The 24,946-nt window shown below is 70.9% G+C and carries 21 protein-coding genes and 1 pseudogene; 11 read left to right on the plus strand and 11 right to left on the minus strand.

Annotation, left to right across the window (positions count from 1 at the left end):
• The first annotated feature begins 147 nt into the window (after positions 1–147).
• Positions 148–2,205, plus strand: a complete 2,058-nt coding sequence (locus tag G3I56_RS05015) for an MFS transporter (protein WP_164407500.1) — start codon at positions 148–150, stop codon at positions 2,203–2,205.
• Here the strand turns inward: G3I56_RS05015 and G3I56_RS05020 are convergent.
• Positions 2,198–2,773: a GNAT family N-acetyltransferase gene (locus tag G3I56_RS05020; protein WP_164407502.1), complete on the minus strand. Its 576-nt coding sequence runs from the start codon at positions 2,771–2,773 to the stop codon at positions 2,198–2,200. The genes G3I56_RS05015 and G3I56_RS05020 overlap by 8 nt on opposite strands.
• A gap of 166 nt (positions 2,774–2,939) precedes the next feature.
• On the opposite strand from G3I56_RS05020, the gene G3I56_RS05025 reads away from it, so the two are divergent.
• Together G3I56_RS05025 and G3I56_RS43600 are read left to right on the plus strand one after the other, a co-directional pair.
• The gene (locus tag G3I56_RS05025) at positions 2,940–3,539 is read left to right on the plus strand and encodes a hypothetical protein (protein WP_239134712.1); all 600 of its coding nucleotides are present in this window, start codon (positions 2,940–2,942) and stop codon (positions 3,537–3,539) included.
• 5 nt (positions 3,540–3,544) lie between these two features.
• Entirely contained in the window at positions 3,545–4,447 is a 903-nt protein-coding gene (locus G3I56_RS43600; protein WP_239134713.1) for a hypothetical protein, read from the plus strand.
• Between the two features lie 56 nt (positions 4,448–4,503).
• Here G3I56_RS43600 and G3I56_RS05035 read toward each other — a convergent pair whose 3' ends face one another.
• Positions 4,504–4,917, minus strand: a complete 414-nt coding sequence (locus tag G3I56_RS05035; RefSeq protein WP_164407505.1) for a DUF1992 domain-containing protein — start codon at positions 4,915–4,917, stop codon at positions 4,504–4,506.
• A gap of 156 nt (positions 4,918–5,073) precedes the next feature.
• On the opposite strand from G3I56_RS05035, the gene G3I56_RS05040 reads away from it, so the two are divergent.
• Positions 5,074–5,466 carry an FHA domain-containing protein gene (locus G3I56_RS05040; protein ID WP_164407507.1) on the plus strand — a complete coding sequence of 131 codons (393 nt, stop codon included), beginning with the start codon at positions 5,074–5,076 and terminating at the stop codon, positions 5,464–5,466.
• Positions 5,467–5,501: 35 nt separating this feature from the next.
• Here the strand turns inward: G3I56_RS05040 and G3I56_RS05045 are convergent, their stop codons facing one another.
• The gene (locus tag G3I56_RS05045; RefSeq protein ID WP_164407509.1) at positions 5,502–6,173 is read right to left on the minus strand and encodes an O-methyltransferase; all 672 of its coding nucleotides are present in this window, start codon (positions 6,171–6,173) and stop codon (positions 5,502–5,504) included.
• Between the two features lie 85 nt (positions 6,174–6,258).
• On the minus strand, positions 6,259–7,140 hold the full coding sequence (locus G3I56_RS05050) for a metallophosphoesterase (protein WP_164407511.1): 882 nt from the start codon (positions 7,138–7,140) through the stop codon (positions 6,259–6,261).
• Positions 7,141–7,469: 329 nt separating this feature from the next.
• Here G3I56_RS05050 and G3I56_RS05055 point away from each other — a divergent pair, with 329 nt between their 5' ends.
• On the plus strand, positions 7,470–9,530 hold the full coding sequence (locus tag G3I56_RS05055; RefSeq protein WP_164407513.1) for a bifunctional glycosyltransferase 87/phosphatase PAP2 family protein: 2,061 nt from the start codon (positions 7,470–7,472) through the stop codon (positions 9,528–9,530).
• Between the two features lie 56 nt (positions 9,531–9,586).
• On the opposite strand, the pseudogene G3I56_RS43605 reads toward G3I56_RS05055, so the two are convergent.
• The 3 genes and pseudogenes from G3I56_RS43605 to G3I56_RS05065 all read right to left on the minus strand — a co-directional run.
• Positions 9,587–10,156, minus strand: a pseudogene (locus G3I56_RS43605) (IS200/IS605 family accessory protein TnpB-related protein); the annotation flags it as partial.
• A 219-nt stretch (positions 10,157–10,375) separates the two neighbouring features.
• A complete protein-coding gene (locus G3I56_RS05060; RefSeq protein ID WP_203689213.1) occupies positions 10,376–11,266 on the minus strand; it encodes a squalene/phytoene synthase family protein in 891 nt (296 codons plus the stop codon).
• 212 nt (positions 11,267–11,478) lie between these two features.
• The gene (locus tag G3I56_RS05065) at positions 11,479–12,717 is read right to left on the minus strand and encodes a cytochrome P450 (RefSeq protein ID WP_164407516.1); all 1,239 of its coding nucleotides are present in this window, start codon (positions 12,715–12,717) and stop codon (positions 11,479–11,481) included.
• Between the two features lie 268 nt (positions 12,718–12,985).
• Between G3I56_RS05065 and G3I56_RS05070 the strand changes: the two genes are divergently transcribed.
• From G3I56_RS05070 to G3I56_RS05080, 3 genes are all read left to right on the plus strand, one after another.
• Entirely contained in the window at positions 12,986–14,155 is a 1,170-nt protein-coding gene (locus tag G3I56_RS05070; protein ID WP_164407518.1) for a steroid 3-ketoacyl-CoA thiolase, read from the plus strand.
• A 65-nt stretch (positions 14,156–14,220) separates the two neighbouring features.
• The gene (locus G3I56_RS05075) at positions 14,221–14,421 is read left to right on the plus strand and encodes a DUF397 domain-containing protein (RefSeq protein ID WP_164407520.1); all 201 of its coding nucleotides are present in this window, start codon (positions 14,221–14,223) and stop codon (positions 14,419–14,421) included.
• Between the two features lie 90 nt (positions 14,422–14,511).
• Positions 14,512–16,353, plus strand: coding sequence for a serine/threonine-protein kinase (locus G3I56_RS05080; RefSeq protein ID WP_164407522.1), 1,842 nt, complete (start codon positions 14,512–14,514; stop codon positions 16,351–16,353).
• Between the two features lie 74 nt (positions 16,354–16,427).
• Here the strand turns inward: G3I56_RS05080 and G3I56_RS05085 are convergent, their stop codons facing one another.
• The 4 genes from G3I56_RS05085 to G3I56_RS05100 all read right to left on the minus strand — a co-directional run bounded on the left by G3I56_RS05085 (position 16,428) and on the right by G3I56_RS05100 (position 20,410).
• The gene (locus tag G3I56_RS05085) at positions 16,428–17,408 is read right to left on the minus strand and encodes an ABC transporter substrate-binding protein (protein WP_164407524.1); all 981 of its coding nucleotides are present in this window, start codon (positions 17,406–17,408) and stop codon (positions 16,428–16,430) included.
• Between the two features lie 76 nt (positions 17,409–17,484).
• Complete coding sequence (locus G3I56_RS05090; RefSeq protein WP_164407526.1) at positions 17,485–18,531, minus strand: ABC transporter permease; 1,047 nt, start codon at positions 18,529–18,531, stop codon at positions 17,485–17,487.
• A complete protein-coding gene (locus G3I56_RS05095) occupies positions 18,528–19,412 on the minus strand; it encodes an ATP-binding cassette domain-containing protein (RefSeq protein WP_239134715.1) in 885 nt (294 codons plus the stop codon). The genes G3I56_RS05090 and G3I56_RS05095 overlap by 4 nt, the downstream gene beginning before the upstream one ends.
• Positions 19,409–20,410 carry a LacI family DNA-binding transcriptional regulator gene (locus G3I56_RS05100; protein WP_239134716.1) on the minus strand — a complete coding sequence of 334 codons (1,002 nt, stop codon included), beginning with the start codon at positions 20,408–20,410 and terminating at the stop codon, positions 19,409–19,411. Before G3I56_RS05100 ends, G3I56_RS05095 begins: the two co-directional genes overlap by 4 nt.
• Before the next feature lie 210 nt (positions 20,411–20,620).
• Here G3I56_RS05100 and G3I56_RS05105 point away from each other — a divergent pair, with 210 nt between their 5' ends.
• The 3 genes from G3I56_RS05105 (at position 20,621) to G3I56_RS05115 (ending at position 24,882) form a co-directional block, all read left to right on the plus strand.
• The gene (locus tag G3I56_RS05105) at positions 20,621–21,967 is read left to right on the plus strand and encodes a glycoside hydrolase family 125 protein (protein WP_164407530.1); all 1,347 of its coding nucleotides are present in this window, start codon (positions 20,621–20,623) and stop codon (positions 21,965–21,967) included.
• A gap of 61 nt (positions 21,968–22,028) precedes the next feature.
• Positions 22,029–22,808: a response regulator transcription factor gene (locus G3I56_RS05110; protein ID WP_343239877.1), complete on the plus strand. Its 780-nt coding sequence runs from the start codon at positions 22,029–22,031 to the stop codon at positions 22,806–22,808.
• Entirely contained in the window at positions 22,795–24,882 is a 2,088-nt protein-coding gene (locus G3I56_RS05115) for a HAMP domain-containing sensor histidine kinase (RefSeq protein ID WP_164407532.1), read from the plus strand. Before G3I56_RS05110 ends, G3I56_RS05115 begins: the two co-directional genes overlap by 14 nt.
• Positions 24,883–24,946 lie beyond the last annotated feature (64 nt).

The following is a 24,946-nucleotide window of genomic DNA, read 5'->3' on the forward strand; positions in this document are numbered from 1 at the left end:
TCCAAAGCCTCTTCACACCTTCTCCCGGAAGCCCCCGGAATCCGGGCTTCCGTCGAATCTCGTGAGGATTCGACAGGCCATAACCGGTCACACCGACCACGATGGGGGTGTCACAAGAGTCACAGAAGGACTTCACGGGAGGGCTTCATGGCCGGGGAAGCGCACGGCAGGACGGGGGATGTCGCGGACGGGCGACCGGCGGCTCCCGGGCCCGAACACGTGCCCGGGAACGTCCTCGTCTCCATTGGTGCCCTGCTGCTCGGCATGCTGCTCGCGGCCCTCGACCAGACCATCGTGTCGACCGCGCTGCCGACCATCGTCAGCGATCTGGGCGGAATGGATCACCTGTCATGGGTGGTCACCGCCTATCTGCTCGCGTCGACCGCGGCGACCCCCCTCTGGGGCAAACTCGGCGACCAGTACGGTCGTAAGCGCCTGTTCCAGGCCGCGATCGTGATCTTCCTGATCGGCTCCGCGCTGTGCGGAATGGCGCAGAACATGCCCCAGCTGATCGGATTCCGGGCGTTGCAGGGGCTCGGCGGCGGCGGGCTGATGGTGCTGTCGATGGCGATCGTGGGGGATCTGGTCCCGCCGCGTGAACGAGGCCGCTACCAGGGCCTGTTCGGTGCCGTCTTCGGCGCGACCAGTGTGCTCGGGCCGCTGCTCGGCGGGCTCTTCACCGAACACCTCAGCTGGCGCTGGGTGTTCTACGTCAACCTCCCCGTCGGAGCCGTCGCCCTCGCCGTGATCGCGACCGTCCTGCGCATCCCGCGCCGGTCCGCACGGCACGTCATCGACTACCTGGGCACCCTGCTCATCGCCTCCGTCGCCACCTGTCTGATCCTCGTCACCTCCCTCGGCGCCTCCTGGGGCTGGGGCTCGGCGCGGATCGTGGGCCTCGCCGTGCTGGGGGTCGTCCTCGCCTTCGCCTTCGTCGCCGTCGAGCGACGGGCCGCCGAACCCGTCCTCCCGCTGAAACTCTTCCGGCTGCGCACCTTCACCCTCAGCGCCGTCATCAGCTTCATCGTCGGCTTCGCCATGTTCGGCGCGATGACCTATCTGCCGACGTTCCTCCAGGTCGTCCAGGGCGTCTCGCCGACCATGTCGGGCGTGCACATGCTGCCGATGGTGTTCGGCCTGCTTCTCGCCTCCACCGTCTCCGGCCAGATCGTCAGCCGCACGGGCCGCTGGAAGGTGTTCCCCATCGCGGGCACCGGCGTCACCGCCCTCGGCCTCCTCCTGCTCCACCGGCTCGACGAGCACAGTTCCACCGCCGAGATGAGCGCCTACTTCCTCGTCTTCGGTATGGGCCTCGGCCTGGTCATGCAGGTCCTGGTGCTGATCGTGCAGAACGCCGTCTCGTACGAGGATCTGGGCGTCGCCACCTCCGGCGCCACCTTCTTCCGTTCCATCGGCGCATCCTTCGGCGTGGCCGTCTTCGGTACGGTCTTCGCCGGCCGCCTCGGCGACAAGCTCACGGACGCCTTCCGGGGCGTCCAACTGCCCGCCGGGGTCTCGGCGGACGCGCTGGAGTCCGACCCGCGCGGCATCGCCGCCCTCCCCGAGGCCCTGCGCCCGCCCGCGCTGCACGCTTACGCGTCCGCCATCACCGACGTCTTCCTGTACGCCGCCCCCGTCGCCCTTCTCGGCTTCGTCCTCGCCTGGTTCCTGCGCGAGGACCGGCTGCGCGGCTCGGTGACCGCGCCCGACGTCACGGAGACCCTGGCCAGCAACCCGGTCCAGCGGTCGTCGTACGACGAGGTGTGCCGCGCGCTGTCCGTGCTCGGCACCCGCGAGGGGCGTCGCGAGATCTACCGGACGATCACCGTACGGGCCGGCCTCGACCTGTACCCGGCGGCGAGCTGGCTGCTGCTGCGCATCCGGCGGTACGGCTGGGCGGAGCCCGCGGTGCTGGCCGAGCGCACTCTCGTACCGCCGGTCGTGATCATCAAGGCTGCCCGGCAGATCGAGGAACGTCGGCTCGCCGTACGCGAGGGCCTCGACATGATCCTCACCGACGAGGGCCGCGAGGCCGCCGAACGGCTGGCGCGGGCCCGTGAGGAGTCCCTGGCCGAGCTGCTGGGCGACTGGTGGGGCCCGGACCGGCCCACCGACCTGGTCCAGCTGGTGAAACTGCTGAACGAGGAGCTGTGCGGCTCGGACGCGGAACAGCCGCACAACGGCTCGGCGGACAGGCTCAGTTGACGCGTTCCGGCCTGCCCTGATCGTCCCTCTCCCGCCCGTCCTTCTTCTGATCGTCTTTCTTCTGGTCGTCGTCCAGGCTCCTGCGAAACCAGTGCTCGGCGTAGGTGTCGTCGTTGTGGGGCTCGGTCTCCGTGTAGCCCAGGCGTGCGTACAGGGCGCGTGCCTCGACCAGGTCGGAGCGGGTGTCGAGGACCAGGTGGCGGGCGCCGAGGGCCCGTGCAGCGTCCTCCGCCGCGGCCACGAGGAGCGCGGCGCCGCCCTTCCCCCGCATCCCCTCGTACACGAAGACCCGGGTCAGTTCACCGGTCGTGGCGTCGAGGAGCCGTACGCCCGCGCTGCCGGCCGGCTCACCGTCGTACCGGGCGACGAGCAACTGGCCGTCCGGCGGCGCCAGTTCGGCGCCCGAGTCGGCCGCGACCCCGCCTTCCAGCTCATCGGGGTCCGTACGCCGGCCCTGGTGCAGGAGGTACCAGCGGTCGCTGACCTCCGTGTAGTACGCCCGCCAGAGCGCGGCGGCGACAGGGGAGTCGAAGGGTTCCGGGGTGATGATCCAGGTCATGACCCGCATTCTCGGGAGCGGCCCCGGTGGGTGCGCAACCGGATATGCGTGACCTGCGAGTCCCGCCCCGGGCTGTTTGGGGAGCGACTTCGGGGCAACTCGGGACTGTGACCGCCCTGTTCGGACCGTCGGTCGGGTCGGTCGACAAGTCGGTCGAGAAATCCGGAAGGCGTTCATGTCCACAGGAGTGCTCATCGTTCTGATCCTGCTCATTGTCGCGGCCGTCGTCATAGGCGCGGTCGCCCTGAACCGGCGGGCCGCCGGCGCGCACGGCCCACGCAACCTGAAACGGCACTTCGGACCCGAGTACGACCGGGTCCTCTCCCGTCACGGCGGCGACACCAAGGCAGCCGACAACGAACTCGCCGAGCGCCTCGAACGCCACGGTGACCTGCGGGAACAGCCGCTGGAGCCCGCCGAGCGCGAACGGTTCACGGCCCGCTGGGCGGCCGCCCAGGAACAGTTCGTCGAGTCGCCGCACCAGGCGGTCGCCGATGCCGACCTGCTCCTCAGTGAGCTGGCCGGTGCCCGTGGCTTCCCCGTCGGCGGCGAGTACGAGGAGCAGTTCGCCGCGCTCTCGGTGCATCACGCCGAACTTGTGCACGGCTACCGGCGCGTGCACAGCGCGGCCCACGAGGAGCGGGCCGATACGGAGGACATGCGCACGGCGATGATCGAGGCCCGCGCCTTCTTCGACGACCTGGTCGACGAAGGGGAGCGGCCTCGGCCGAAGTCGAAGTCGCGACTCAACAAGCTTCAGCTGAAGGGAAGTTGACGGACATGACGGACAACAGCAACCGGGACACGACGAAGCCGGAGACCACGAGGCTGGATCCGGAGAAGTTGGCCGCGGAGAGGTCGGCCGCCGAGCGGGCGACAGATGGGAAGGCGACCACCGACCGGTCCGGCGCCGACAGGGCGGGCACCGAGCGGGCCGTCGGCGAGAGGTCGGGCGCCGAGAGGCAGGTCGGCGAACGGTCGGCCACCGAGAGGCCGGGCACCACGAGTGCGGCCGACGGAAGCCTGTCCGGCGAGAAGGCCGTCGGCGAGCGGCCGGGCGGCGAGCGGCTGACCGGTGAAGGCATGCCCGGCGACAGGTCGGCTGCCGGGAAGTCGGGCACCACGAGTGCGACCGGTGAACGGCTGACCGGCGAGCGGTCGGCCGCCGAGAAGTCGAACGGCGGCAGGCTGACCGGTGAGAGGGCGAGCCGCGAGGGGCTGGCCGGCGATCGGTCGGCCACCGAGAGGTCGGGCGCCGAACGGTCCGATGTCAGGAAGTCGGCCGGTGAACGGGCGGCCGTCGAGAGGTCGGACGGCAGGAATCCGGTCGATGGTGCCGCCGTTCGGCCGCCCGGCTCCGCGCCCGTTCCCACCCGTTCCCACGAGGGGCAGTCGTCCCACGGGGTCGCGCTGCTCGCGCAGGACGAGCGGGACAAGCTCACGCTGCGGCTCCAGCACGCCGTCACCGGCTTCGTGGACGGCCCCCAGGAGTCCGTCGAGGAGGCCGACCGCGTACTGGAGGAGATCACCGAGCGCTTCACGGAGGCGGTGGCACGCAGCCGCCGTACCGTGCGCGCGACCCTGCAGTCCACCGGCGCCAACGACACCGGCGGCGAAACCGAGCGGCTCCGTCTCGCCATGCGGGACTACCGCGAACTGGCGGACCGGCTGCTGCGCAGCTGAGGCCCCGCGACACCGCTGAGGCCCCGGCACACGGCTGAGGGCTGCGCACCGCCCGGCTACTCCGCCTGATCCGCCCGCGCCTCCCGCCACTCCCGTACGACGTCGTCGACGTCGTACGGCTTGAGACCCAGCGGGGGGCCGGGCGGCGGCCTGAACATCATGTCGCGGATCTTGACGTTGATCTCCGTCACGATCCGGCGGACCGCCCCCTCGGAGGGGGCCTTGCGCGCCGCCGCCAGCGCGTCCTCCGCCTCCTTGCGCAGGGCCAGCGTCGGCGGCAGGAACGACAGCCCCTCGCGGGCCATCTTCTGCTTGATCCACCACAGTTCGTCGTACGACGTGTCAGGACCGTCGGACAGCGGCTTGCCCGCACCGGGAAGCCCGGCGAACTCCCCGCGCGCCTCCGCCTCGCGGATCTGCCGGTCGATCCAGGACTCGAAACTCACACCGGGCGGCTTGCGTTCGGTCATGTGTCCATTGTGCCGGACCTTGCCCACCCCGACGATCGGGCGATTTATCATGCGGCGTCGTACGGCAACATGGCTGCCGTACAGGGACTGTTCAGCAACGGCTGTTCCGCGAGGACCGGTCGGGTCACCCTCGGTGACCGTTCAGAAGGAGCGCACGTGCTCGAACTCACCATGGCCACCGTCTCCGGGACGGACGCCGGCGCCACGGCCGGCATGCTCATGGCCGAGGCGCCCAGCGAACCGGGGGCCATGATGCGGGTGGGCCGGGACAAGGCAGTGTGCCGTCTCGTGACCCCCGACGACTGGCTGTTCGTCTCACGGGTCCACCTGGAGTTCCTCTGCGGCCCCGACGGCACCTGGCATCTCTCCTGGCTGCAGGGCTCCCAGCCCGACCCGTCCTCCGAAGTCCGGCTGGTGGTGGGCGAGTACGCCCAGACCGTGCCGTACGGAGGAAGCGTGGCGCTGCCCCGGGGCGGCTCCGGCGAGATCATCGTCCAGGACCGCACCGGGCCGCGCAGCGTCAACGTGGGCTTCTATCACGAGGGTTGAGGTCCCCGAGGGTTGAAGCCAGGTGAGGGCCCCGGCTACGCCACGACCCTCGCCAGCGCGAAGCCGTCGTACCCCTTGCTGCCCACCGTCTGCACCGCCGTCCCGCTCAGCCTCGGGTGCTCGGCGATGAGCCGGAGGGCGGCGCGGGTGCCCCGGATGCCCGGGTCGGCGGAGTCCGCTTCGGTCACCGCGCCGCCGCGCACCACGTTGTCGACGATGATCAGGCTGCCCGTGGTGGTCAGCCGCAGGGCCCACTCCACGTAGTGCGGGTTGTTGGCCTTGTCTGCGTCGATGAAGACCAGGTCGAACGGCCCGGGGTTCTCGTCGGCCAGCTTGGGCAGCGTCTCCAGGGCGGGGCCCGTCCGCACCTCGGTGATGCCGTCGAGGCCGGCCCGGGCGAGGTTGCGGCGGGCGACGTCGGCGTGCTTCGCGTCGTACTCCAGGGTGATCAGCCTGCCGTCGGCCGGGAGCGCGCGGGCCAGCCAGATGGTGCTGTAGCCGCCGAGCGTGCCGATCTCCAGGATGCGGCGGGCGCCCTGGATCTGGGCGAGGAGCTGGAGCAGCTTGCCCTGATTCGGGGCGACGTTGATGTGCGGCAGCCCCTCCGCGTCGCTGTCGCGCAGGGCCGCCTCCAGGGCCTCGTCGGCCGGGGCCAGGAGGTCGGTGAAGTAGTCGTCGACGTCTTCCCAGCGCTGGGACTCGCTCATGTGAGCCGTACCTTCCGTTCGTGACCGGGGTGTGAGGTGCGAAGTGCGTGCCGAGTCTTTCGTAGCCCCGTGGGCTGTGGCGCGGCTATTTGTAGCCCTCACGGGCGACGACGTCGGTGATCCGCGCCGCGTCGATCTCGTAGACCGTCTCACCGGCCCGGGGATCGCGGGCGTGCAGCGTATGGAACAGCGGGCCGTGCGGCGAGCCCAGGTCGACGAGCGTGGCCGAGGCCCCGCGCACCGCCCGCTCCGTGCCCGCCGGGCCGGTCAGGTCGATCCGGTTGAACACTCCCGGCGTCACCCACACCGGCACCGACTCCAGATACCCCATGATCTGGAGGTGGAAGTGGCCGCACAGGATCAGCCGTACGTCGCTGCCCCGGACCGCGTCGGCCAGGTCCGCCGGGTTGGCCAGCCCCAGCGCCCGCTGGAGCGCGTTGTCGAGGGTGACCGGCGGATGGTGCAGGACGACAGTCGTGCCGTGCGGCGTCGGGGTGCGCAACAGCTCGCGCAGCCAGTCGAGTTGGGCGGCGCCGAGGTATCCGTACACCTTGCCCGGGACGAGCGAGTCGAGCGTGACGATCCGATGCCCGTCCACCGTGCTCGACGCCGCCAACTCGCCCTCGGCGGAAGTGAGCCGGGAGTCGGCGCGGTCCCCGCCCGCCGGGTCCAGATGACCGCTGCCCAGTGCCTTCGCGAAGGCTCCGCGCTCGTCGTGGTTGCCGGTCGTGCAGAACACCGGGATGCCCCGCTCCCGGGCGAACGTGCCCACGAGGTCCCGTACGACCGCGTACTCCTCGGGCGCCCCGCTGTCCGCGAGGTCCCCGCTGGCGACGACGGCCCCGAGGCCCATGAGACCCCGGACGTCGGCGAGCATCCCGCGCAGTGACCCGGTGGTGTCGACGCCGTGGCGGTTGGGCGCGCCGGCGTGGTTGATGTGGATGTCGGAGAGATGGAGTATCCGCATCCCGGCGACGCTACTCCGGGCCACGACAGGCCACGGTCGCTTTCGGGCGGACATTGTCCGATCCGGCCGGAAAGCGGCCGGTTCACCGCCGCCGCGCGGTCCGCGCCGCGACCGGGGACCGGAACCGTACCTCGGGCCGACTATCGTCGACCGAACGAAAGACCGGACGAATGGCCGGGGTCCCTCAGGTGAAGCGGGGGTTTCCCGCGTCCCACAACAGGGGCGGTGCGATCCCTGGGGGATTCGTACAGGATGATACGCATGGGGCAAATGGTGCCCAAGGTGTTCATAGTGCATACGGGGCAGACAGGGCAGGAGGCCTGCACGGCGTGGCGAACGCAGAGCACGGTGGTGGAGTGGGAGGTGCCTTCGGATCGGGCCCCGCCGGAACGGCGCAGGCACGGCTGAAACTGGCCCGTGCGGCCCTCTGGCTCGTCGTCGCCGTCCTCGCGGTCAGACAGGTGGCCGTCGTCCTCGGCACCCCGAAGGCGGACCGGCTGACCGATCTGGAGACCTGGGTCGGCCCCGACGGCGTCCTGCATGTGAAGGGCTCGCTCTACGACTCGACGCAGTTCACCGGCACGCCCGTCGGCGGACTCGTCCTCAAGCCGCTCACCCGGGCCGCCGAGCAGGCCCTCGGCTGGGGCTGGACCTTCGGCACGCTGCTGCTGGTCGTCGCGCTCGGCGTGGTCGCCGCCCGCGCCCTCCCGACGCCCGTGAGCCGCCGCACCTCGTTGCTCGCCGCGCCCGTCGCGATCAGCCTGCTGATGTTGTCGCTGCCCGTGCGCAACACCCTCTACCTCGGCCAGACCAGCATCATCCCCGTCCTGCTGGTCCTGCTCGGCTGCTTCGTCGCACGCGAGGAACGGGCCGCCGGCGCCCTCATCGGCCTCGCCGCGGCCCTCCAGCCGACCGTGCTGCTGTTCGCCCCGCTGCTCTGGTTCACCGGCCGGCGTCGGGCCGCCGTCTCCGCCGGGATCGCCTTCGCCGCGTGCACCGCGCTCGCGTGGGTCGCGATGGCCGACGACTCGTACACCTACTGGGTCCACCACATGGGCGGGGTCGGGCTCGGTGGCGCCGCCGACGACCTCGCCAACCAGTCCCTGCACGGCGCCCTGCTCCGGCTGGGCTTCGAGGGGCCCGTCGAGATCACGCTGTTCCTGGTGCTCGGCGCGGGCGTCGCCGCCCTCGGCCTGCGCCGGGCGGTGCGCTACGCCCGGGACGGCCAGTTGCTGCTGGCGGTCGCGATCACCGGCTGCGCCGCCATCGCCGTGTCTCCCACGACCTGGCAGCACCAGTTGCTGTGGGTGCTGCTCGCGGTCGTCGGCCGGGTCGGCAGGCGCGCCTCCGACCGCTACATGTGGCCCGTCGCCGTCGTCATCGTGATGACACTGCCCGCCAAGATGGTCATCCCGAACATGGGCGCCCTCTACCCGGTCCGCGACAACATCGTGCTGCTGGCCGCGATCGCCGCCGCCACCGTCGTGCCCTTCCTGTCCCGGACCTCGGAGCACTACCGCTCACCGATCCCCACGGACTTCGCACCGCCGGTCCCCGCCCGCTTCGGACGCGTCCCTCTCCTCCCCTTCCTGCGCCGGGTGCTCACCCGCCCGAACCTGCTCCTCGAACTGCTGCTGATCCGGGTCACGTACGCCGCGTACCAGAAGGTCCGGCTGGCCGCGACGGGCGGGACGACCACGGGCGGCCGGTCCACCGCCGAGGCGCACGGCCACCAGATCCACGACATCGAGAAGTTCCTGCACATCGACATCGAGCACTGGGTCAACCACACGGTCGTGAAGATCGGCTGGATGCGGGACTTCTTCGACTTCTACTACACGTCGTTCCACTTCTTCGTGCCCCTGACCGTCCTCGGCGTCCTCTACTGGCGCCGCCCGGTCGACTACCGCTGGGCCCGCGCCTCCCTCGGCTTCGCCACCCTGCTCGCCCTCGTCGGCTTCTGGCTCTACCCGCTGGCCCCGCCCCGCCTGATGCCGGGCCTCGGCATCATCGACACCGTGCACGGCGTCCAGGACTTCTCCAAGCCGGACTACGGCACGCTCACGGCCCTGACCAACCAGTACGCGGCGATGCCCTCGCTGCACTTCGGGTGGTCGCTGTGGTGCGGGCTCGTCATCGCGATCGTCGCCCCGAAGTGGTGGATGAAGGCGCTGGGGATGCTGCATCCGTTCTTCACCGTCTCCGCGATCGTCGCGACCGGCAACCACTGGGTGCTGGACGCGGTGGGCGGGGCGGCGGTGGTCCTCGCCGGGTTCGGACTGTCGTACGTGTTCATGGGGCCGCGTGCCCGTACGGTCGTGGCGGCAGCGGCGGACGATGACGACGACGGTCGGCCGCGGCCGGCCTGGGCGGCGAAAACCCGCGCCTGACCAACTGCCTCGCTCGGCATGGTCACCGGGAGCGCGGCCGGGCCAGCCGTTCCTGCGGACTCCGTCAGCTGAGCCGCCTCCAGATGCTGCCGGGTACGGGCCAGCTGCTTGCCGCCGCGCACAACGTGCACGATGCCGGCCTCACGGTCCGCCCGCACGGCAGCCAGGCGGTCCTCAAGCACCCGCAGCCGCCGCGACTTCGCATGCCACTCCCGCCGCGACCGATAACCCCCGGGTGACTTTTTCGTCCCCTTCCGCCCGACCGGCAGCGACAGCCGCTGCTCGATGGTGCGGACGCCCGCTTCCAGGTTCTGGAGGTGCGCCAGCTGGCAGCGCCGGGCCAGCCCCCACTGATCATGCGACGCCTTGGTGACACTGCCAGCCCACCGAGACGACGAGAGCGGCGTCAGCTCATGCTTACGCACCGCCCACGCCTCCCCGGAGTGCTCCAGGCCGTCCCGGCAGCGCGTCTTGAGGTCTTTCGAGGCCAGCGACCCCAGATGCGCACCCACCAGACGCAACACCTCCTCATCGCCCGGCGTCAGCTGCTTGAGACGGGTCCGCACGGCCACACCAGACGGACCCGACGCGACGAACGGCGCCGCCAGACTCCTCAGCTCGCCCACCCCGTCACCCCCGCCCGTCCCCACCCGAAGATTCCGTCGCCATGGCAAACGAGCACCACTCGCGAAGGTCACGCATTCGACACGAGAACGCCAGTTCCCCGCTGGGAAGCAACCCCACAGCCGAGGAACGGGGCACGACACAAACCATCCAGACTCACTCGGTGCGGACGGCGCGTCTGCCCGGAGTTGATGCTCGGTGCTCGTGCTCGGCGAGAGGTACTAGGAACCGGCGTACAGCGCGGGCAGGTCGAGGTCCGGGCGGTGTGAGCGGGCCAGCAGGCCGAGGCAGACGGCCGGGTTGTCGCGGACGGGGCGGCGGGTGACCGCGGCGCCCATGGTGGCCGCCCGGCGCAGGCGCTGGTCGTGCAGGAGGATGACGAAACGGGTCAACGTGCGCTGTTCCACCGGGAGTTCGGCGACGATCCGGGTGGCCTCGCGGAGCGTGGCGTGGGCCGTCGCCGCCGTGGCGGAGAGCAGGGAACGGACACCGGGGAGGTCCCGGCCCTGCTCCAGGTCGGACCGTACGACGCCGTGTTTCTCCAGGTCGTCGGTGGGGAGGTAGAGGCGTCCGTCGCGCAGGTCCTCGGCCAGGTCGGTGAGGAAGTCGGTGCGCTGACAGGCGTCGGCGAGCAGCCGGCAGCTGTCCGCGTAGGCCCGGCTGCCGCCGCCCGGCATCGAAAGGCCCGAGGTGATCATGAGGAACGGCCAGGTGAGCTTGTCGATGTACGCCTGGTAGTCGTCCTCGGTCGTGAACCCGCCGAAGTCCAGGTCGATTTCGGCCCCGATGAGATACGAGTCCACCCAGGAGCGCGGCAGTTCACGTGCCTCGGCGGTGTGCAGGAAGGCCCGCAGCAGGGGATGGCGGGCGGTCCCGGTGTCCAGTGCCGTGCGCACCTGCCCGGCCCAGCTCTCGTAGCGGCGCGTCCGCTCCTCCACGGTGCCCCGGTCGCAGAGGTCGTCGGTGAACGACGCGAACGCGTATCCGGCCAGGGTGTGGGGCTGGAGACGGGCGGGCATCAGCAGCCGCACCGCCACGTGGCCGGCGGGTTCCCGGCTCTGCATGAACTGTTTGGCCTTCAGGTAGGCGGCGCGGTCACTGCCGCTGGTCACTCCCGCCGCGTCCAGACAACGTTGCCAGGATCGCACCGGCACGCCTCACCGTCGTAGTTGCGTTTGTCGTCGCAGTCTACGACCGGTGGTGGGCGGAGGCAGGGGCGGGGCGTGGGATGTGCCCCTGCCTCACGCCGGGACGGGCCGGCGACGCCGGGAGGCCGCCGGCCCGAGTCTCGCGGCCTGCTCGCGCGTGATCCGAACGACAGGCCCTAGCCCGCGCTCACCTGGAGTTCCTTGACGCCGTTGACCCAGGCCGAGCGCAGTCGGCGCGGGTCTCCGGCCAGGGTGAGGCCCGGCATGGCATCGGCGAGGGCGTTGAAGATCAGGTTGATCTCCATGACGGCCAGGGACTTGCCGAGGCAGAAGTGCGGGCCGCCGCCGCCGAAGCCGAGGTGCGGATTGGGGTCGCGGGTGATGTCGAACACGTTCGGGGAGTCGAAGACCTCGGGGTCGCGGTTGGCGGAGGAGTAGAACATGCCGACGCGGTCGCCCTCTTTGATCTTCTGGCCGCCCAACTCGGTGTCCTGGGTGGCCGTTCGCTGGAAGGACATGATCGGCGTGGCCCAGCGCACGATCTCCTCGGCGGTGGTTTCCGGGCGTTCGCGCTTGTACAGCTCCCACTGGTCGGGATGGGTGAGGAAGGCGTGCATGCCGTGGGTGATGGCGTTGCGGGTCGTCTCGTTGCCCGCCACGGCCAGCATCAGCACGAAGAAGCCGAACTCGTCCGAGGCGAGGTTGCCCTCGTCCGTGGCGGCCACCAGCGTGGTGACGATGTCCTTCGCCGGGCACTGCTTGCGTTCGGCGGACATGTTCATGGCGTACGCGATGAGTTCCATCGCCGACTGCTGGCCGACCTCCGCGGTGATCGCGAACTCCGGATCGTCGTACGAGATCATCCTGTTGGACCACTCGAAGATCCTGAGGCGGTCCTCCTGGGGGATGCCGATCAGCTCCGCGATGGCCTGGAGAGGCAGTTCGCAGGCGACCTCCGTGACGAAGTCGAAGGAGCCGCTACGGGCGGCGGCGTTCGCGGCGATGGCGAGCGCGCGGCGGCGCAGGTTGTCCTCCAGGCCGCGGATCGCGCGCGGGGTGAAGCCGCGCTGCACGATCTGGCGGACGCGGGTGTGCTCGGGCGGGTCCATGTTGAGCATGAACAGCCGCTGGGCGTCGATCGCGTCGCGCTCGATGTGCTCGTTGAAGCGGATGATCGCCGTGTTGGTGGTGGACGAGAACAACTCCGGGTGCGTGGACACGTACTTGACGTCCGCGTGCCGGGCGACGGCCCAGTAGCCCTCGTCGGCGAAGCCCGCGATGCCGGGGTGCTGGGGCACCCAGTGGACCGGCTCGGTGGCGCGCAGCTCGGCGAACTCCGGGAGAGGTACGCGGTCTTGGAGCAGGTCGGGGTCGGTGAAGTCGAACCCTTCAGGCAGCGCGGGACAGGACGCCATCGGAAACTCCCGTCATCTGACCAGTATCTGACGGTCCATCAGGAATGGGTGGGTGTCGCGAAGGTAGTAACGGGTTCTAGAAGAGGCAAGGGGTGCGACGCCACCAATTCCGGGCACCTCTTGTGCTATCGGGCGCTGCAAGGGGGTTGCGGTGTCGGACGGGCCGTCAGCAGACTGCAAGCAGAACTAGAACGCGTACTAGTTCTGCGTGGCGGGTGGCCGGGACGCCCGCGCCGCGCGGGTGACCTGAGGAGAGGAACTCCCCATCATGGCCGCGGAACCCGTGATCGTCGAAGCCGTACGCACCCCCATCGGCAGGCGCGGTGGCGCTCTCGCCAACCTGCACCCCGCCTACCTGCTGGGCGAGACCTACCGAGAACTGCTGGGCCGCACCGGCATCCCCGCCGACTGCGTCGAGCAGATCGTCGGCGGCGCGGTCACCCAGGCCGGCGAACAGTCCGCCAACCCCGCCCGTACCGCCTGGCTGACCATGGGCCTGCCGTACGAGACCGCGGCGACCACCGTCAACGCCCAGTGCGGCTCCTCCCAGCAGGCCTCGCACATGGTCGCCAACATGATCTCGGCGGGTGTCATCGACGTCGGCATCAGCTGCGGGGTCGAGGTCATGTCGCGTGTGCCGCTGGGCGCGGCGTCCAAGCACGGACCCGGGAAGCCGTTCCCCGAGGAGTGGAACGTCGATCTGCCCAACCAGTTCGAGGCGGCGGAGCGGATCGCCCGGCGGCGCGGGCTGACCCGGGAGAACGTGGACACGCTGGGTCTTCTCTCGCAGGAGCGGGCGGCGGTCGCCTGGGCGGAGGAGCGGTTCAAGCGGGAGACGTTCGCCGTCCAGGTACCCACGACGGAGGAGGAGCAGGGCGCCGGGCAGGGCATGTGGCGCCTCGTCGACCGGGACGAGGGGCTGCGGGACACGTCCATGGACGCGCTGGCCTCCCTGAAGCCGATCATGCCGGCCGCTGTCCATACGGCGGGCAACTCGTCCCAGATCAGCGACGGTTCGTCGGCGCTGCTGTGGGCGTCGAAGCGGATGGCACGGGCGCTGAAGCTGCGCCCGAGGGCGCGGATCGTGGCCCAGGCGCTGGTGGGCTCCGACCCGCACTTCCACCTCGACGGTCCCATCGACGCGACCCGGGCGGTGCTCGGCAAGGCGGGCATGACGCTGAAGGACATCGACCTGATCGAGATCAACGAGGCGTTCGCCTCCGTGGTGTTGAGCTGGTCGCAGGTCTTCGAGCAGGACCTGGACAAGGTGAACGTGAACGGCGGGGCCATCGCCCTCGGACATCCGGTGGGCGCGACCGGGGCGCGCTTGATCGCCACGGCGCTGCACGAACTGGAGCGCGCGGACAAGGAGTTCGCGCTGATCACCATGTGTGCGGGCGGGGCGCTGGCGACGGGGACGATCATCCAGCGGTTGTGAGGGCGGGGGCGGGTGCGAGCGGGGGTGCGGTGGTGGCACGGCTCACTCCTGCAGGGGGCCGTCCGGTGTTTGCCCTGCCCTGCCCTGCCCTGCCCTGCGCAGGGCAGGGCAGCAATCCTGGCGGCGGCGCGTGCCTTGAAGTCGCCGACAACCTCCCCGCCGACCTCTCCGTCGTGCCCGTCCGTGACTCCAGGAACCCCCACGGTCACGCCCTCGTGTTCCCCGTCGACGCCTGGGCAGCCTTCGTCACTACCCTGCGGAACTGATCGAAACCGTGTGCGTACGCGCGACCTGAGTTAGCCTCGTTGTGCCAGTGAGGCGAACTGGCGTATGTAGAAAATCATTTCGGGGGTTTTGTGACAGTCGAAGCTGCCGCGCTGCGGCAGGCCGGCGCGGCCCCCCTGCGTCCCGCCGACCCTGAACGCATCGGCCCCTACGTGCCGTTGGCGTTGCTCGGCAGCGGTGGCATGGGGCGGGTCTATCTGGCGCGCCCGTCGGACGACGGTCCCGGCCTGTACGCGGTCAAGGTGATCCGCCCGGAGTACGCCGAGGACCCGACGTTCCGGCGCCGCTTCGAGCAGGAGGCGTTGGTGCACGGCAGGGTCCGTTCGCCGCGCGCGCCGAGGCTGTGCGGTACGGGGTTCCAGGACGAGTTGCTGTGGATGGCCACGGATTACCTCGCCGCGCTCGACCTCACGGAAGCCGTGCGGGAGGACGGTGCCCTGGGGCCGGGCGCCATCTGGCGGTTGGTGGCGGAGCTGGGGCAGGCGCTCGCCGACCTCGCCGCCACGGGGATCGTGCACCGGGACCTGAAGCCGTCCAACGTGCTGCTGTCGCTCCGGGGCGCCCACGTCATCGACTTCGGCATCTCCAAGGCCGCCGACGCGAGCGCGATCACCGGCACCGGCAACCGGGTCGGAACCCCCGCCTACATGTCCCCGGAGTATCTGCGGACCGGCCACTGCGACGCGACGTCCGACGTGTTCTCGCTCGCCGGGACACTGATCTACGCGGCGGTCGGCCGGGCCCCCTTCGGTGACGGCACCGGCGTCGACGTGATGCACCGGGTCGCCTTCGAGGAGCCCGACGCCGAGGTGATCGGCGAGATCACGGCCATCGACCCGGCGCTGGGCGCGCTCCTGGCCGCCTGCCTCTCCAAGGAACCCGAGCTGCGCCCGACGCCGAGGGAGCTGGTCCAGGCGGCGCGTGAGTGTGCAGGCGAGTCCGCGGAGGCGTCCAGGTGGCCGGAACCGCTGCTCGGCAGGGTGCTGGAGCGGCAGCGGGCGTACGACGTCCTGTATGGCGTCCCCGTCGCGCGGGCGGCGGAGCTGCGCCTCCAGGGCCACCGTCCGAACCCGGCGCCGGCGCTACCGGTGCCGGCGAAGGGCGCGGCGCCTGTTCCGGCAGCTGACGCGGCCGTCCCGGCGGTGGCGTCCGACGAGACGTCCCCGGGGCAGCAGCACCCGAAGGGAGCTGTCGCCTGGGCGCGCAGAAGGCCCGTACCGGCCGCGGCGGCGGCCCTCGCCCTCTGTGGTCTGGCCGCGCTTGCCTTCGTACTCGCCAGCCCGGAGGACCGGGCGACCGCCTCACCGCCCGGGCCCGGCCCGACGGCCTCCGCCGACACCGCCGCCGAAGCGGGCAACGCCCTGCCGAAGCCGGGCACCTCGAACGGGAAGTCGGTCCCGAGCACCTCCGGCAACGGCACCGAGACCGCCGACGGCCCCGCCGACCCCTCACAGGTCGCCGACGGCACTGACGACGACGGTGGCGGCGACGGCAACGCCGGAAACGACCCCACGGACCCAGACACTCCTGCGGGCACGGACACGACCGCAGGTACGGGTACGGGCACCGACCCCGATCCCGGAACGGACGGCGGCACCGGTACCGGCACCACTCCCACCCCCACGCCGTCCCCGGTCACCTCCACGGCTGAGCCCGCCTCGGCGCCCTGGGTCACCGACTGCACGTACTACGCGGGCAAGGTCCGCACGGCCATCGGCGACACCGGGAAGCGAGTCATGCAGGTCCAGTGCATCCTCACGCTGCGCGGCTACAACATCGGCGGCACCGGCGTGGACGGCGTGTTCGGGGAGGGTCTGGAGGCCGCGATGAAGAACTTCCAGGTGGACAAGGGGCTTGCCGTCAACGGCATCGTGAAGCGCGCGACCTGGGACAACCTGCGGGCGTCGAAGTGACTCCGCCCCGGTAACGGGACGGAGTCACCCGGCGGTTGGCACCGGAACAGAGCAAGAACGAACCTGACGGGACGTCAGCAGGTCGACCGGTAAACGTACTTGCTCACGTTCGCGTCGCCCAGGTTGGCCGCCGTGATCGATACGAACGACGTGCCGATCGACTTCGTCACCTTCTTCCCCTGGATCGCGTTCACCGCCTGCTGCACAGCCTGTGCGCCGATCTCCTCCGCCTTCTGGGCGATGAGTGCCTGGACCGTGCCCTTCTTCAGCTGCTCGACCTGCGCGGGGCCCGCGTCGAAGCCGACGACCTTGACCTTGCCGACCTTGCCCGCGTCCTTGATGGCGTTGTTGGCGCCGTCGCTGGCCGGGGTGCTGATGGAGAAGATGCCCGCCAGGTCGGGGTCCTTGGAGAGGGACGCGGCGGTGAGGCGGGCGGCCTCGACGACGCCTCCGCTGGGCGTGGAGGGCTGGACGCCGACAAAGGAGATGTTCGGGTACTTCTTGATCTCGTCCTCGAAGCCCTTGATCCGCTGGTCGGCCGTGGTGACACCAGGGGTGCCGCCGATGATGACGACCTTGCCCTTCTCGCCGACGAGCTTGGCCAGCGTGCGGGCCGCCTCGGCGCCGCCCTCCACGTTGTTGGAGGAGACGGCGGAGGAGATGAAGCTCGTGTCGTCGAGGCCCGTGTCCGCCGTCACGATCTTGATGCCGGCCTCGTTGGCCTGCTTCAGCGGCGTACCCAGCGCCTTCGAGTCCGTCGGCGCGATGACGATGGCGTTCGGCTTCTTGGCCACCGTGCTGGTCAGGATCGGCGTCTGGGTGGCCGGGTCGAAGGTCGTCGCACCCTGGACGTCCACGGTGGCGCCGAGTTTCTTGCCTTCGGCCTTCGCCCCGCAGCCGAGGGTGTTGTAGAAGGAGTCGGACGCGGTGCCGAGGATGACGGTCACCTTGGGGTTCGAGGTGGAGGAGGAATCGCCGGACCCGCAGGCGGTGGCCCCGAGGACGATGACGGTGGCGAGGGCAGCGCCTCTGAGGGTGAGGTGGGCGGTGTTCATGGTGCAACTCCATTGGTGCGACGGGACGTTGAGCGAGGGGCGTCGAGCGGGGGCGATCGGGAGGGCGTCGGCGGTCCTAACGGAGCGTGCGGCGGCGCCGGTTGACGTGGTCGACGTACACGACCCCCGCCAGGACCGCGCCGACCGCGACCTGCTGCCAGAACGGCTGGAGGCCGATGATGACGAGGCCGTTGCTCAGCACGGCCGGGATGAGGGAGCCGAAGGCGGTGCCCAGGACGCTGCCCACACCGCCGAAGAGGCTGGTGCCGCCGAGCACGGTGGCGACGATCGCCTGGAGGTTGTCCCCGGTGTGGCCGCCGACGGTGGTGGTGGAGAAGCGGGCCAGGTTGACGTACGCGGCGATTCCGGCGAGGAGCCCGCAGAGCGCGTACACCTTGATGAGGTGGCGGTCGACGGCGACTCCGGCGCGGCGGGCGGCCTCGACGTTGGAGCCGATCGTGCGGGTGTAGGTGCCGAAGCGGGTCAGGCCGAGCACGATCGCGCCGCCGATGGTCAGGCCGATGGCCAGCCAGACCGTGTACGGGATGCCCAGGAAGCGGCCGAAGCCGAGGCCGCTGACCAGGGAGTCGGGGACTCCGCGCAGGTCCAGGCCGTTGGTGAGGACCAGGGCGCCGCCACCCGCCGCCGAGAGGGTGGCCAGCGTGGCGATCAGCGGCGGGAGTTTCGCCTTCGTGACCAGGAGGCCGTTCAGGACGCCCCAGGCGAGGCCCGTCGCCATCGTTGTCACCAGGCCGGCCAGCAGGGTCAGCGGGCCTTCGCCGCCCACTGCCGACATCACCTTCACGCCCACGACCCCGGAGAAGATCAGCACCGAGCCGACCGACAGGTCGATGCCCCCGGTGGTCATCACGAACGTCATCCCGATGGCCAGCACACAGTAGGAGGCGGCCTCGATGGCGACACTGCGCAGGTTGTACGCGGTGAGGAAGTTGTCGGGGTAGGCCGTGCCGAACACCGCCAGCAGCACCAGCAGGACGACCAGGGCCAGGCTCCGGGTGCCCTTCATGTTGCGCCAGGCGGCGGCGAGGGCCGCCGAGCGCAGGGAGCGGGGGGTCTCCTTGTCCGGTCCGGCGGCGGACTTCACCTCGGTTGTGGGAGTCATGACTGGTCCTCGCTGTCTGCCGGATCGAGGGCGGGGCCGAAGGCGGGATCCGAGGCGTCCTCGAAGGCGAGCGCGCCCGTCATGGCGCCGAGGACGTTCTCGCTGGTGGCCGTCGCGCCCGACAACCGGGCCACCCGCTGGCCGAGCCGCAGCACCTCGATACGGTCCGCGTACTCGAAGACGAACGGCAGGTTGTGGCTGATCAGGACCACCGCCACGCCCGACGCCCGGACCCGCTGGATCAGCTGTCCGACCCGTTCCGTCTGTACGACGCCCAGTGCCGCCGTCGGTTCGTCCATCAGCAGCACCCGGTCCGCCCAGTTCACCGCCCGGCCGACCGCGATGCCCTGGCGCTGACCGCCGGACATCGTGACGACCTGCGCGGCGGTGTCCTGGATGCCGACCCCGAGTGAGCCGAACGCCTCGTCGGCCTTGGTCCGCATGGCCTTCCGGTCCAGGAAGCCGAGCTTGCCGAGCAGACCGGGGCGCATGATCTCGCGGCCCAGGAACAGGTTCTCGGCGGGGTCCAGGTCGGGCGCGAGGGCCAGGTCCTGGTAGACGGTCTCGATGCCCAGGCGGCGGGCGGCGATCGGGTCCGGGATGCTCACCGGCTTGCCGTCGACCCTGATCTCACCCGCGTCGGGCTGGATCACCCCGGAGATGACCTTGATCGTGGTGCTCTTGCCGGCGCCGTTGTCGCCGACCAGCGCGACCACCTCGCCCGGGTAGACGGTGAGCGCGGCACCGCGCAGCGCCTGGACCTGGCCGTAGCTCTTGACGATGCCGGACAGTTCGAGGACCGGCGTGGCGGCGGCGGTGGCCCCGTGCGGTGTCGGGCCGGCGTACCCCGGGGTCGGGGTGGCCGGAGTGGGGGTGCTCATGGCTTCTGCTCTCCGCTTCCACGGGGGGTCAGGACGGTGCCGAGCTCGACCCGGCGGGGTGGTCCGCTCTCGCCCGCGATCCGGGCCAGCAGCAGTCGGGCGGCCTCGCGGCCCATCTCGTAGGCGTCCCCGGACACGACCGTCACGGGGGTCGGCAGCAGGTCGGCGAACGGGAAGTCGTCGAAGCCGACCAGGGCCAGGCCCTGCTCCGGGCCCATGGCGCGCAGGGCGCCGTGGGTCAGGAAGTTGGTGGTGGTGAACAGCGCCGTGGGACGCCGGTCCGGGGGCAGCGCCAGCAGTTCGGCGGCGGCCTGCTCGGCCTCGGCCCGGGTGCCGTGCTCGAGCCTCGCGACCAGAGCCTCGTCGACCTCGCCGAAGGCGCCGCGTACGGCGTCCAGGTAGCCGTCGAGACGGCGGCCCGTGGTGTAGTAGCTGGCCGCTACCAGGACGCCGATCCGCCGGTGACCGGCGGCGATCAGATGCTCGGTGGCCTTGCGGGCGCCCCCGTGGTTGTCCAGCAGCACGGTGTCCGCGTCCAGGCCCAGCGCGGGCCGGTCCAGGAAGACCACCGGGGTGCCCTGGGCGACCTCGCGGCCGAGATAGCCGTAGTCCATCGCCCCCGGCACGATCAGCAGCCCGGCGACGCGCTGCCCGAGCAGGTCGTCGATGCCCCGGCGCTCGGCCTCGGGGTCCTCGTCGGAGCTGGCCAGCACCACGTTGTGGCCGTGGGCGCGGGCCACGCCCATGACGCCGTTGGCGATCGAGCCGTAGAAGGGGTTGGTCAGGTCGCCGACCAGCAGCGCGAGCGTGGTGCTGCGCTGGCCGGGGCGCAGGCTCCGGGCGAGGTCGTTACGGCGGTAGCCGGTCTCGTCTATGGCAGCGCGCACCCGCTCCGCGATCGCGGGGGAGACCGTCTCGTCACCGTTGACGAACCGGGAGACGGTCTTGATCGACACCCCGGCAAGGGCGGCGACCTCCCGCATGGTGGGCGTTCGCATGTCCGGCATCACTCCGAAAAGGGTCACTTGGGTGTCGCTGTGTGCCGCACAGCAAACCTCCGTGAAACAACGTTGTCAATGGATTGGAACAGGGATTTTGCATGCCTTGCGGATTGCGGGGCCCGGTTTGTATGGTCTGACAACGTTGTTTCAAAACAACGTTGTCTCAGTGGATGAGAAGTGCTGTGAGAAGTGTGCGAGAGGACGATCATGCTGGCTGTCAGTGACCCGGAGGACGGGCTGCCGGAAGGCCTCCGCGCCCTGCGCGCCGACGTGCACCGCGAGCTGCGCTCCCTCGACCCGCGCGCCGCCGACCGCTTCACCCGGCTGCTGACCGGCACCTGGGGCGGGGCGATGCGCCCGCTCCCCGACGGCGAGGTCTTCGTCCTCACCGGCGACATCCCCGCGATGTGGCTGCGCGACAGCACCGCCCAGGTCCGCCCGTACCTTCTCGCCGCCGACGACCCCGCCGTCGCCGCCGCGCTCACCGGCGTCCTGCGCCGCCAGCTGCGATACGTCCTCGCCGACCCGTACGCCAACGCCTTCAATGCCGCGCCCGACGGCTCCGGAGCCGGCCACATCGACGAGCCGACGCCCGACCCGCTGGTCTGGGAGCAGAAGTACGAGGTCGACTCGCTCTGCGCCCCGCTCCAGCTCGCCTACGGCATCTGGCGGGCCACCGGCAGCCTCAGCCACCTCACCTCCGACGACCGCTTCGTCCGCGCCGCCCACCGGATCATCGCCCTGTGGCGGGTCGAGCAGGACCACGAGAACCGCTCGCCGTACGAGTTCCGGCGCCTCGGCGACTACGAGTACGACACGCTGCCGCGCGGCGGCCGGGGCGGACCGACCGCGCCCACCGGCATGACCTGGTCCGGCTTCCGCCCCAGCGACGACCGCTGCGAGTACGGCTATCTCGTCCCGGCCAACGCCATGGCGGCCGTCGCCCTCGCCGGCCTCGCCGAACTGGCGGCGGCGATCGGCGACACCGAACTGGTCGCCGACGCCACCGCGCTGTCCGGCGAGATCGCCACCGGCGTACGTACCCACGGGGTGACCGCAGGGGCAGACCCTCGGGTGTACGCGTACGAGGTCGACGGTCTCGGCGGGCAGTCGCTGATGGACGACGCCAACATCCCGAGCCTGCTCTCGCTGCCCTACCTGGGCTGGTGCGACCCGGGCGACCAGCTCTACCTGCGCACCCGCGAGTTCGTCCTCAGCGACGCCAACCCCTTCTACTACGCGGGCGGTTCGGCCGCCGGAATCGGCAGCCCGCACACCCCGCCCGACCACGTCTGGCCGCTCTCCCTCACCATGCAGGCGCTGACCAGCGACGACGAGTCCGAGCGGGTCCGTCTCGCCGAGCTGCTGCTGCGCACCGACGGGGGCACCGGGTCCGTGCACGAGAGCTTCCACGTCGACGACCCCGCGAACTTCACGCGCCCCTGGTTCGGCTGGGGCGACGCACTCTTCGCCGAGCTGCTCCTCGACCTCACGGGACGCTCGACGGCGCGCCTGCACCCGAGCCTGTCCACCACCGAACGGCCCTCACGATAAGGACACTTCAGCTCTCCCGGCGGCGGCGGTCGCTACGATCTGCGGCGTGTGCGCAAACATTGTGGTCGCCGAAGACGACGCGAAACAGGCCGAACTGGTGCGCCGCTATCTGGAGCACGAGGGTCACACCGTCACGGTCGTCGTGGACGGCCGGGCGGCTCTGGAGACGGTCCGGTACCAGGAACCCGACCTGGTCGTCCTCGACGTGATGATGCCGAGAGCCGACGGCCTCGACGTCGTACGGATCCTGCGCGCCGAAGGCCGGGAGGTGCCGGTGCTGATGCTGACGGCCCGCAGCACCGAGGACGACCTGCTGCTCGGCCTCGACCTCGGCGCCGACGACTACATGACCAAGCCGTTCAGCCCACGCGAACTGACGGCCCGGGTAAGGACGTTGCTGCGCCGCAACCGGCGCGGCACCGACCCGGCTCCCGCGACCGGATCCCTGCCCGTCCCTGTCCCCGGCCCCGGCCCCGCTCCCGCCCCGGAGCCCGAAGCGACCTCGGACGAGAAGGTGTTGGCGGTCGGCGCGCTCAGGGTCGATCCCGTGCGGCACGAGGTGTCGGTATCCGGCACGACCGTCGAGTGCACGCCCGGTGAGTTCCGTATCCTCGCGGCGATGGCGGCCGAGCCCGGCCGGGTCTTCACCAGGGCGCGGCTCCTGGACGAACTGCACGGCTTCGACAAGTACATCAGCGGCCGGACCGTCGACGTGCACGTCATGAACCTGCGCAAGAAGATCGAGCGCGCCCCACGGCGGCCGGCCCGCCTCGTCACCGTCTTCGGCGTCGGCTACAAACTGACGGACCCCGCGAAGAACGTGCGCCATGCGTCGTCCTGACAAGGGAGGTGCGGCGGGGGCTGCCCGGCTGCCGCTCCGCAAGAGCCTGGCGGGGCGGCTGTTGACCGTGTCGGCGCTGGTGGCCTCGTGCTCGGTCGCCGGGACCGCCTGGCTGGCCGTGCAGACGACCTCCGTCGCGATCCGCCAGGAGCAGGGGCAGACCCTCAAGTCCGACGCGAAGATCTACAACACCCTCCTCGGCTACGCGGCCACCCACCCCGACTGGAGGGGCGTCGACACCACCGTGCGAGAGCTGGCCGGTGAGTCCGGGCGCCGGATCGTGCTGACCGCGGAGAACCGACGCCCGTTCGTGGACTCGGCGGTCTCGGCCGACTCGCGCTCTGCTGGCGGCAGTTCCACCTCGGCTCCGCTCGCATCGCAGCCCTCGGCGGTCGTGGACCCCCGCGCCGTCGACCCCGTGCTCGTGCCCGACGCCGCCGGGGCCGGCGCCAACCGCGTCGATCCACGGGCCGTGGGGCCCTTCCGGCTGCCCGCGAAGGAACGCGACGCACTGCGGAAGGCCTCCGTCCGGAGGGTGGAGTGCCTCAGCCAGATGGGTATCGCCGCCGACGTCGTCGAGAACCCGGGCGGACGGCCCCGCGTCCAGTTCGTGAGCGACGAGACCGAGGGCGGGACCGACAGCGTGACCGACCGTGACATGGCAGCGAAGTGTCTGTCGTCCTACCCGGTCGGTCCCACCGCGACCGAGCGGAAGGCCCTGAGCGCCCTCAACCAACTGGCCGACGCCTGCCTGAAACGACAGGGCCGCACCGCCGTGAAACTGAACCTGGACCTGTCCTGGGACCGGAGTTACGGGTACGGACGGGACGACGCGGCCCCCGTCGCCGAGGACGGCCTCAGCGATCGGGAGGCGAAGGCCCTGGCCGCCAAGAAGGCGGAGGACGCCGCGACGGCCCAACGCGAGGCGGCATCCGGCGGCGCACTCGACTACGCCCCCGGCGAGATCCGCGACAGCGCGTACGACCGGGCCGTGGCCGACTGTGTCGACAGCGCCCGCCGGGAACAGCTCACGGGCTATGTCGCCGATCCCGCACTGCTGTTCATCGACGGCCCAGGAGCCGCCGGCGTGCCCGGCTTCGACCTCTCCCGGGCCAACACCGCACGCATCGCCGGTGTCACCGCCCTGGTCCTCGCCCTCACTGTCGGTGCCTCGGTACTCGCGGGAGCCAGGCTCGTACGCCCGCTGCACGCGCTCACCGGCGCCGCCCAGCGGATGCGGGAGGGCCTGGACGCGACTCCGGTGCCCGTGCCCGTCGTCTCGGACAACGAGATCGGGCGGCTGACGGCGGCCTTCAACGACATGGCCGCGCACCGGGCCCGCCTGGAGGAGCAGCGCAAGGTGATGGTCAGCGATGTCGCCCATGAACTGCGGACGCCGCTGAGCAACATCCGGGGCTGGCTGGAGGCGGCCCACGACGGACTGGCCGTGCCGGACCCGGCGTTCGTCTCCTCGCTCCTGGAGGAGGCGGTGCAGCTCCAGCACCTCATCAACGACCTCCAGGACCTCGGCGCGGCCGACGCGGGCGCCCTCCGGCTGCACCGCAAGCCGGTACGGATCGACGAGCTGCTCGGCCAGGTCGCCTCCGCGCACCAGGGGTTGGCCGAGCCGGCGGGCGTCACCCTCACCCTCCTGCCGGCCCCGCCCGGCACCCCTCGCCCACCGCTCCTCGACGCCGACCCCGTACGGCTGCGCCAGACCGTCAGCAACCTGCTCTCCAACGCTGTACGGCACACACCGGCCGGCGGCACGGTGACCCTGCGCCGGTACGTCACCGACGCGGGGGACGAGCTCGCCGTCGAGGTGTCCGACACGGGCTGCGGCATCCCGGCGGGCGATCTCCCGTATGTGTTCGACCGTTTCTGGCGGGCGGAGAAGTCCCGCAACCGCAGCACCGGCGGCAGCGGCCTCGGCCTGGCGATCGTCCTCAAGCTCGCCGAGGCCCACGGCGGCACGGTGGACGTGGCGAGCACGGAGGGTGAGGGGGCAACCTTCACCCTGCGGTTGCCGGTGGGGTCCGCCACCGGCCCTGATGGGATGACGACAGCGCTCTGACAGTTTCCTCACAAGTGGCCGTCAGGGTGGGGTCATGCCCGGAACCTGGTGCGGATCGGCAACC

Source organism: Streptomyces sp. SID12488 (assembly GCF_010548275.1).
Lineage (GTDB): Bacteria > Actinomycetota > Actinomycetes > Streptomycetales > Streptomycetaceae > Streptomyces.

Bases quoted from the DNA above. Each gene is read 5' to 3' on its own strand.
- G3I56_RS05070 (WP_164407518.1), top strand. From the start codon at position 12,986: ATGGCCGCGGAACCCGTGATCGTCGAAGCCGTACGCACCCCCATCGGC.
- G3I56_RS05015 (WP_164407500.1), top strand. From the start codon at position 148: ATGGCCGGGGAAGCGCACGGCAGGACGGGGGATGTCGCGGACGGGCGA.
- G3I56_RS05035 (WP_164407505.1), bottom strand. From the start codon at position 4,917: ATGACCGAACGCAAGCCGCCCGGTGTGAGTTTCGAGTCCTGGATCGAC.
- G3I56_RS43600 (WP_239134713.1), top strand. From the start codon at position 3,545: ATGACGGACAACAGCAACCGGGACACGACGAAGCCGGAGACCACGAGG.
- G3I56_RS05025 (WP_239134712.1), top strand. From the start codon at position 2,940: ATGTCCACAGGAGTGCTCATCGTTCTGATCCTGCTCATTGTCGCGGCC.
- G3I56_RS05050 (WP_164407511.1), bottom strand. From the start codon at position 7,140: ATGCGGATACTCCATCTCTCCGACATCCACATCAACCACGCCGGCGCG.
- G3I56_RS05115 (WP_164407532.1), top strand. From the start codon at position 22,795: ATGCGTCGTCCTGACAAGGGAGGTGCGGCGGGGGCTGCCCGGCTGCCG.
- G3I56_RS05045 (WP_164407509.1), bottom strand. From the start codon at position 6,173: ATGAGCGAGTCCCAGCGCTGGGAAGACGTCGACGACTACTTCACCGAC.
- G3I56_RS05085 (WP_164407524.1), bottom strand. From the start codon at position 17,408: ATGAACACCGCCCACCTCACCCTCAGAGGCGCTGCCCTCGCCACCGTC.
- G3I56_RS05090 (WP_164407526.1), bottom strand. From the start codon at position 18,531: ATGACTCCCACAACCGAGGTGAAGTCCGCCGCCGGACCGGACAAGGAG.
- G3I56_RS05020 (WP_164407502.1), bottom strand. From the start codon at position 2,773: ATGCGGGTCATGACCTGGATCATCACCCCGGAACCCTTCGACTCCCCT.
- G3I56_RS05065 (WP_164407516.1), bottom strand. From the start codon at position 12,717: ATGGCGTCCTGTCCCGCGCTGCCTGAAGGGTTCGACTTCACCGACCCC.
- G3I56_RS05095 (WP_239134715.1), bottom strand. From the start codon at position 19,412: ATGAGCACCCCCACTCCGGCCACCCCGACCCCGGGGTACGCCGGCCCG.
- G3I56_RS05105 (WP_164407530.1), top strand. From the start codon at position 20,621: ATGCTGGCTGTCAGTGACCCGGAGGACGGGCTGCCGGAAGGCCTCCGC.
- G3I56_RS05100 (WP_239134716.1), bottom strand. From the start codon at position 20,410: ATGCGAACGCCCACCATGCGGGAGGTCGCCGCCCTTGCCGGGGTGTCG.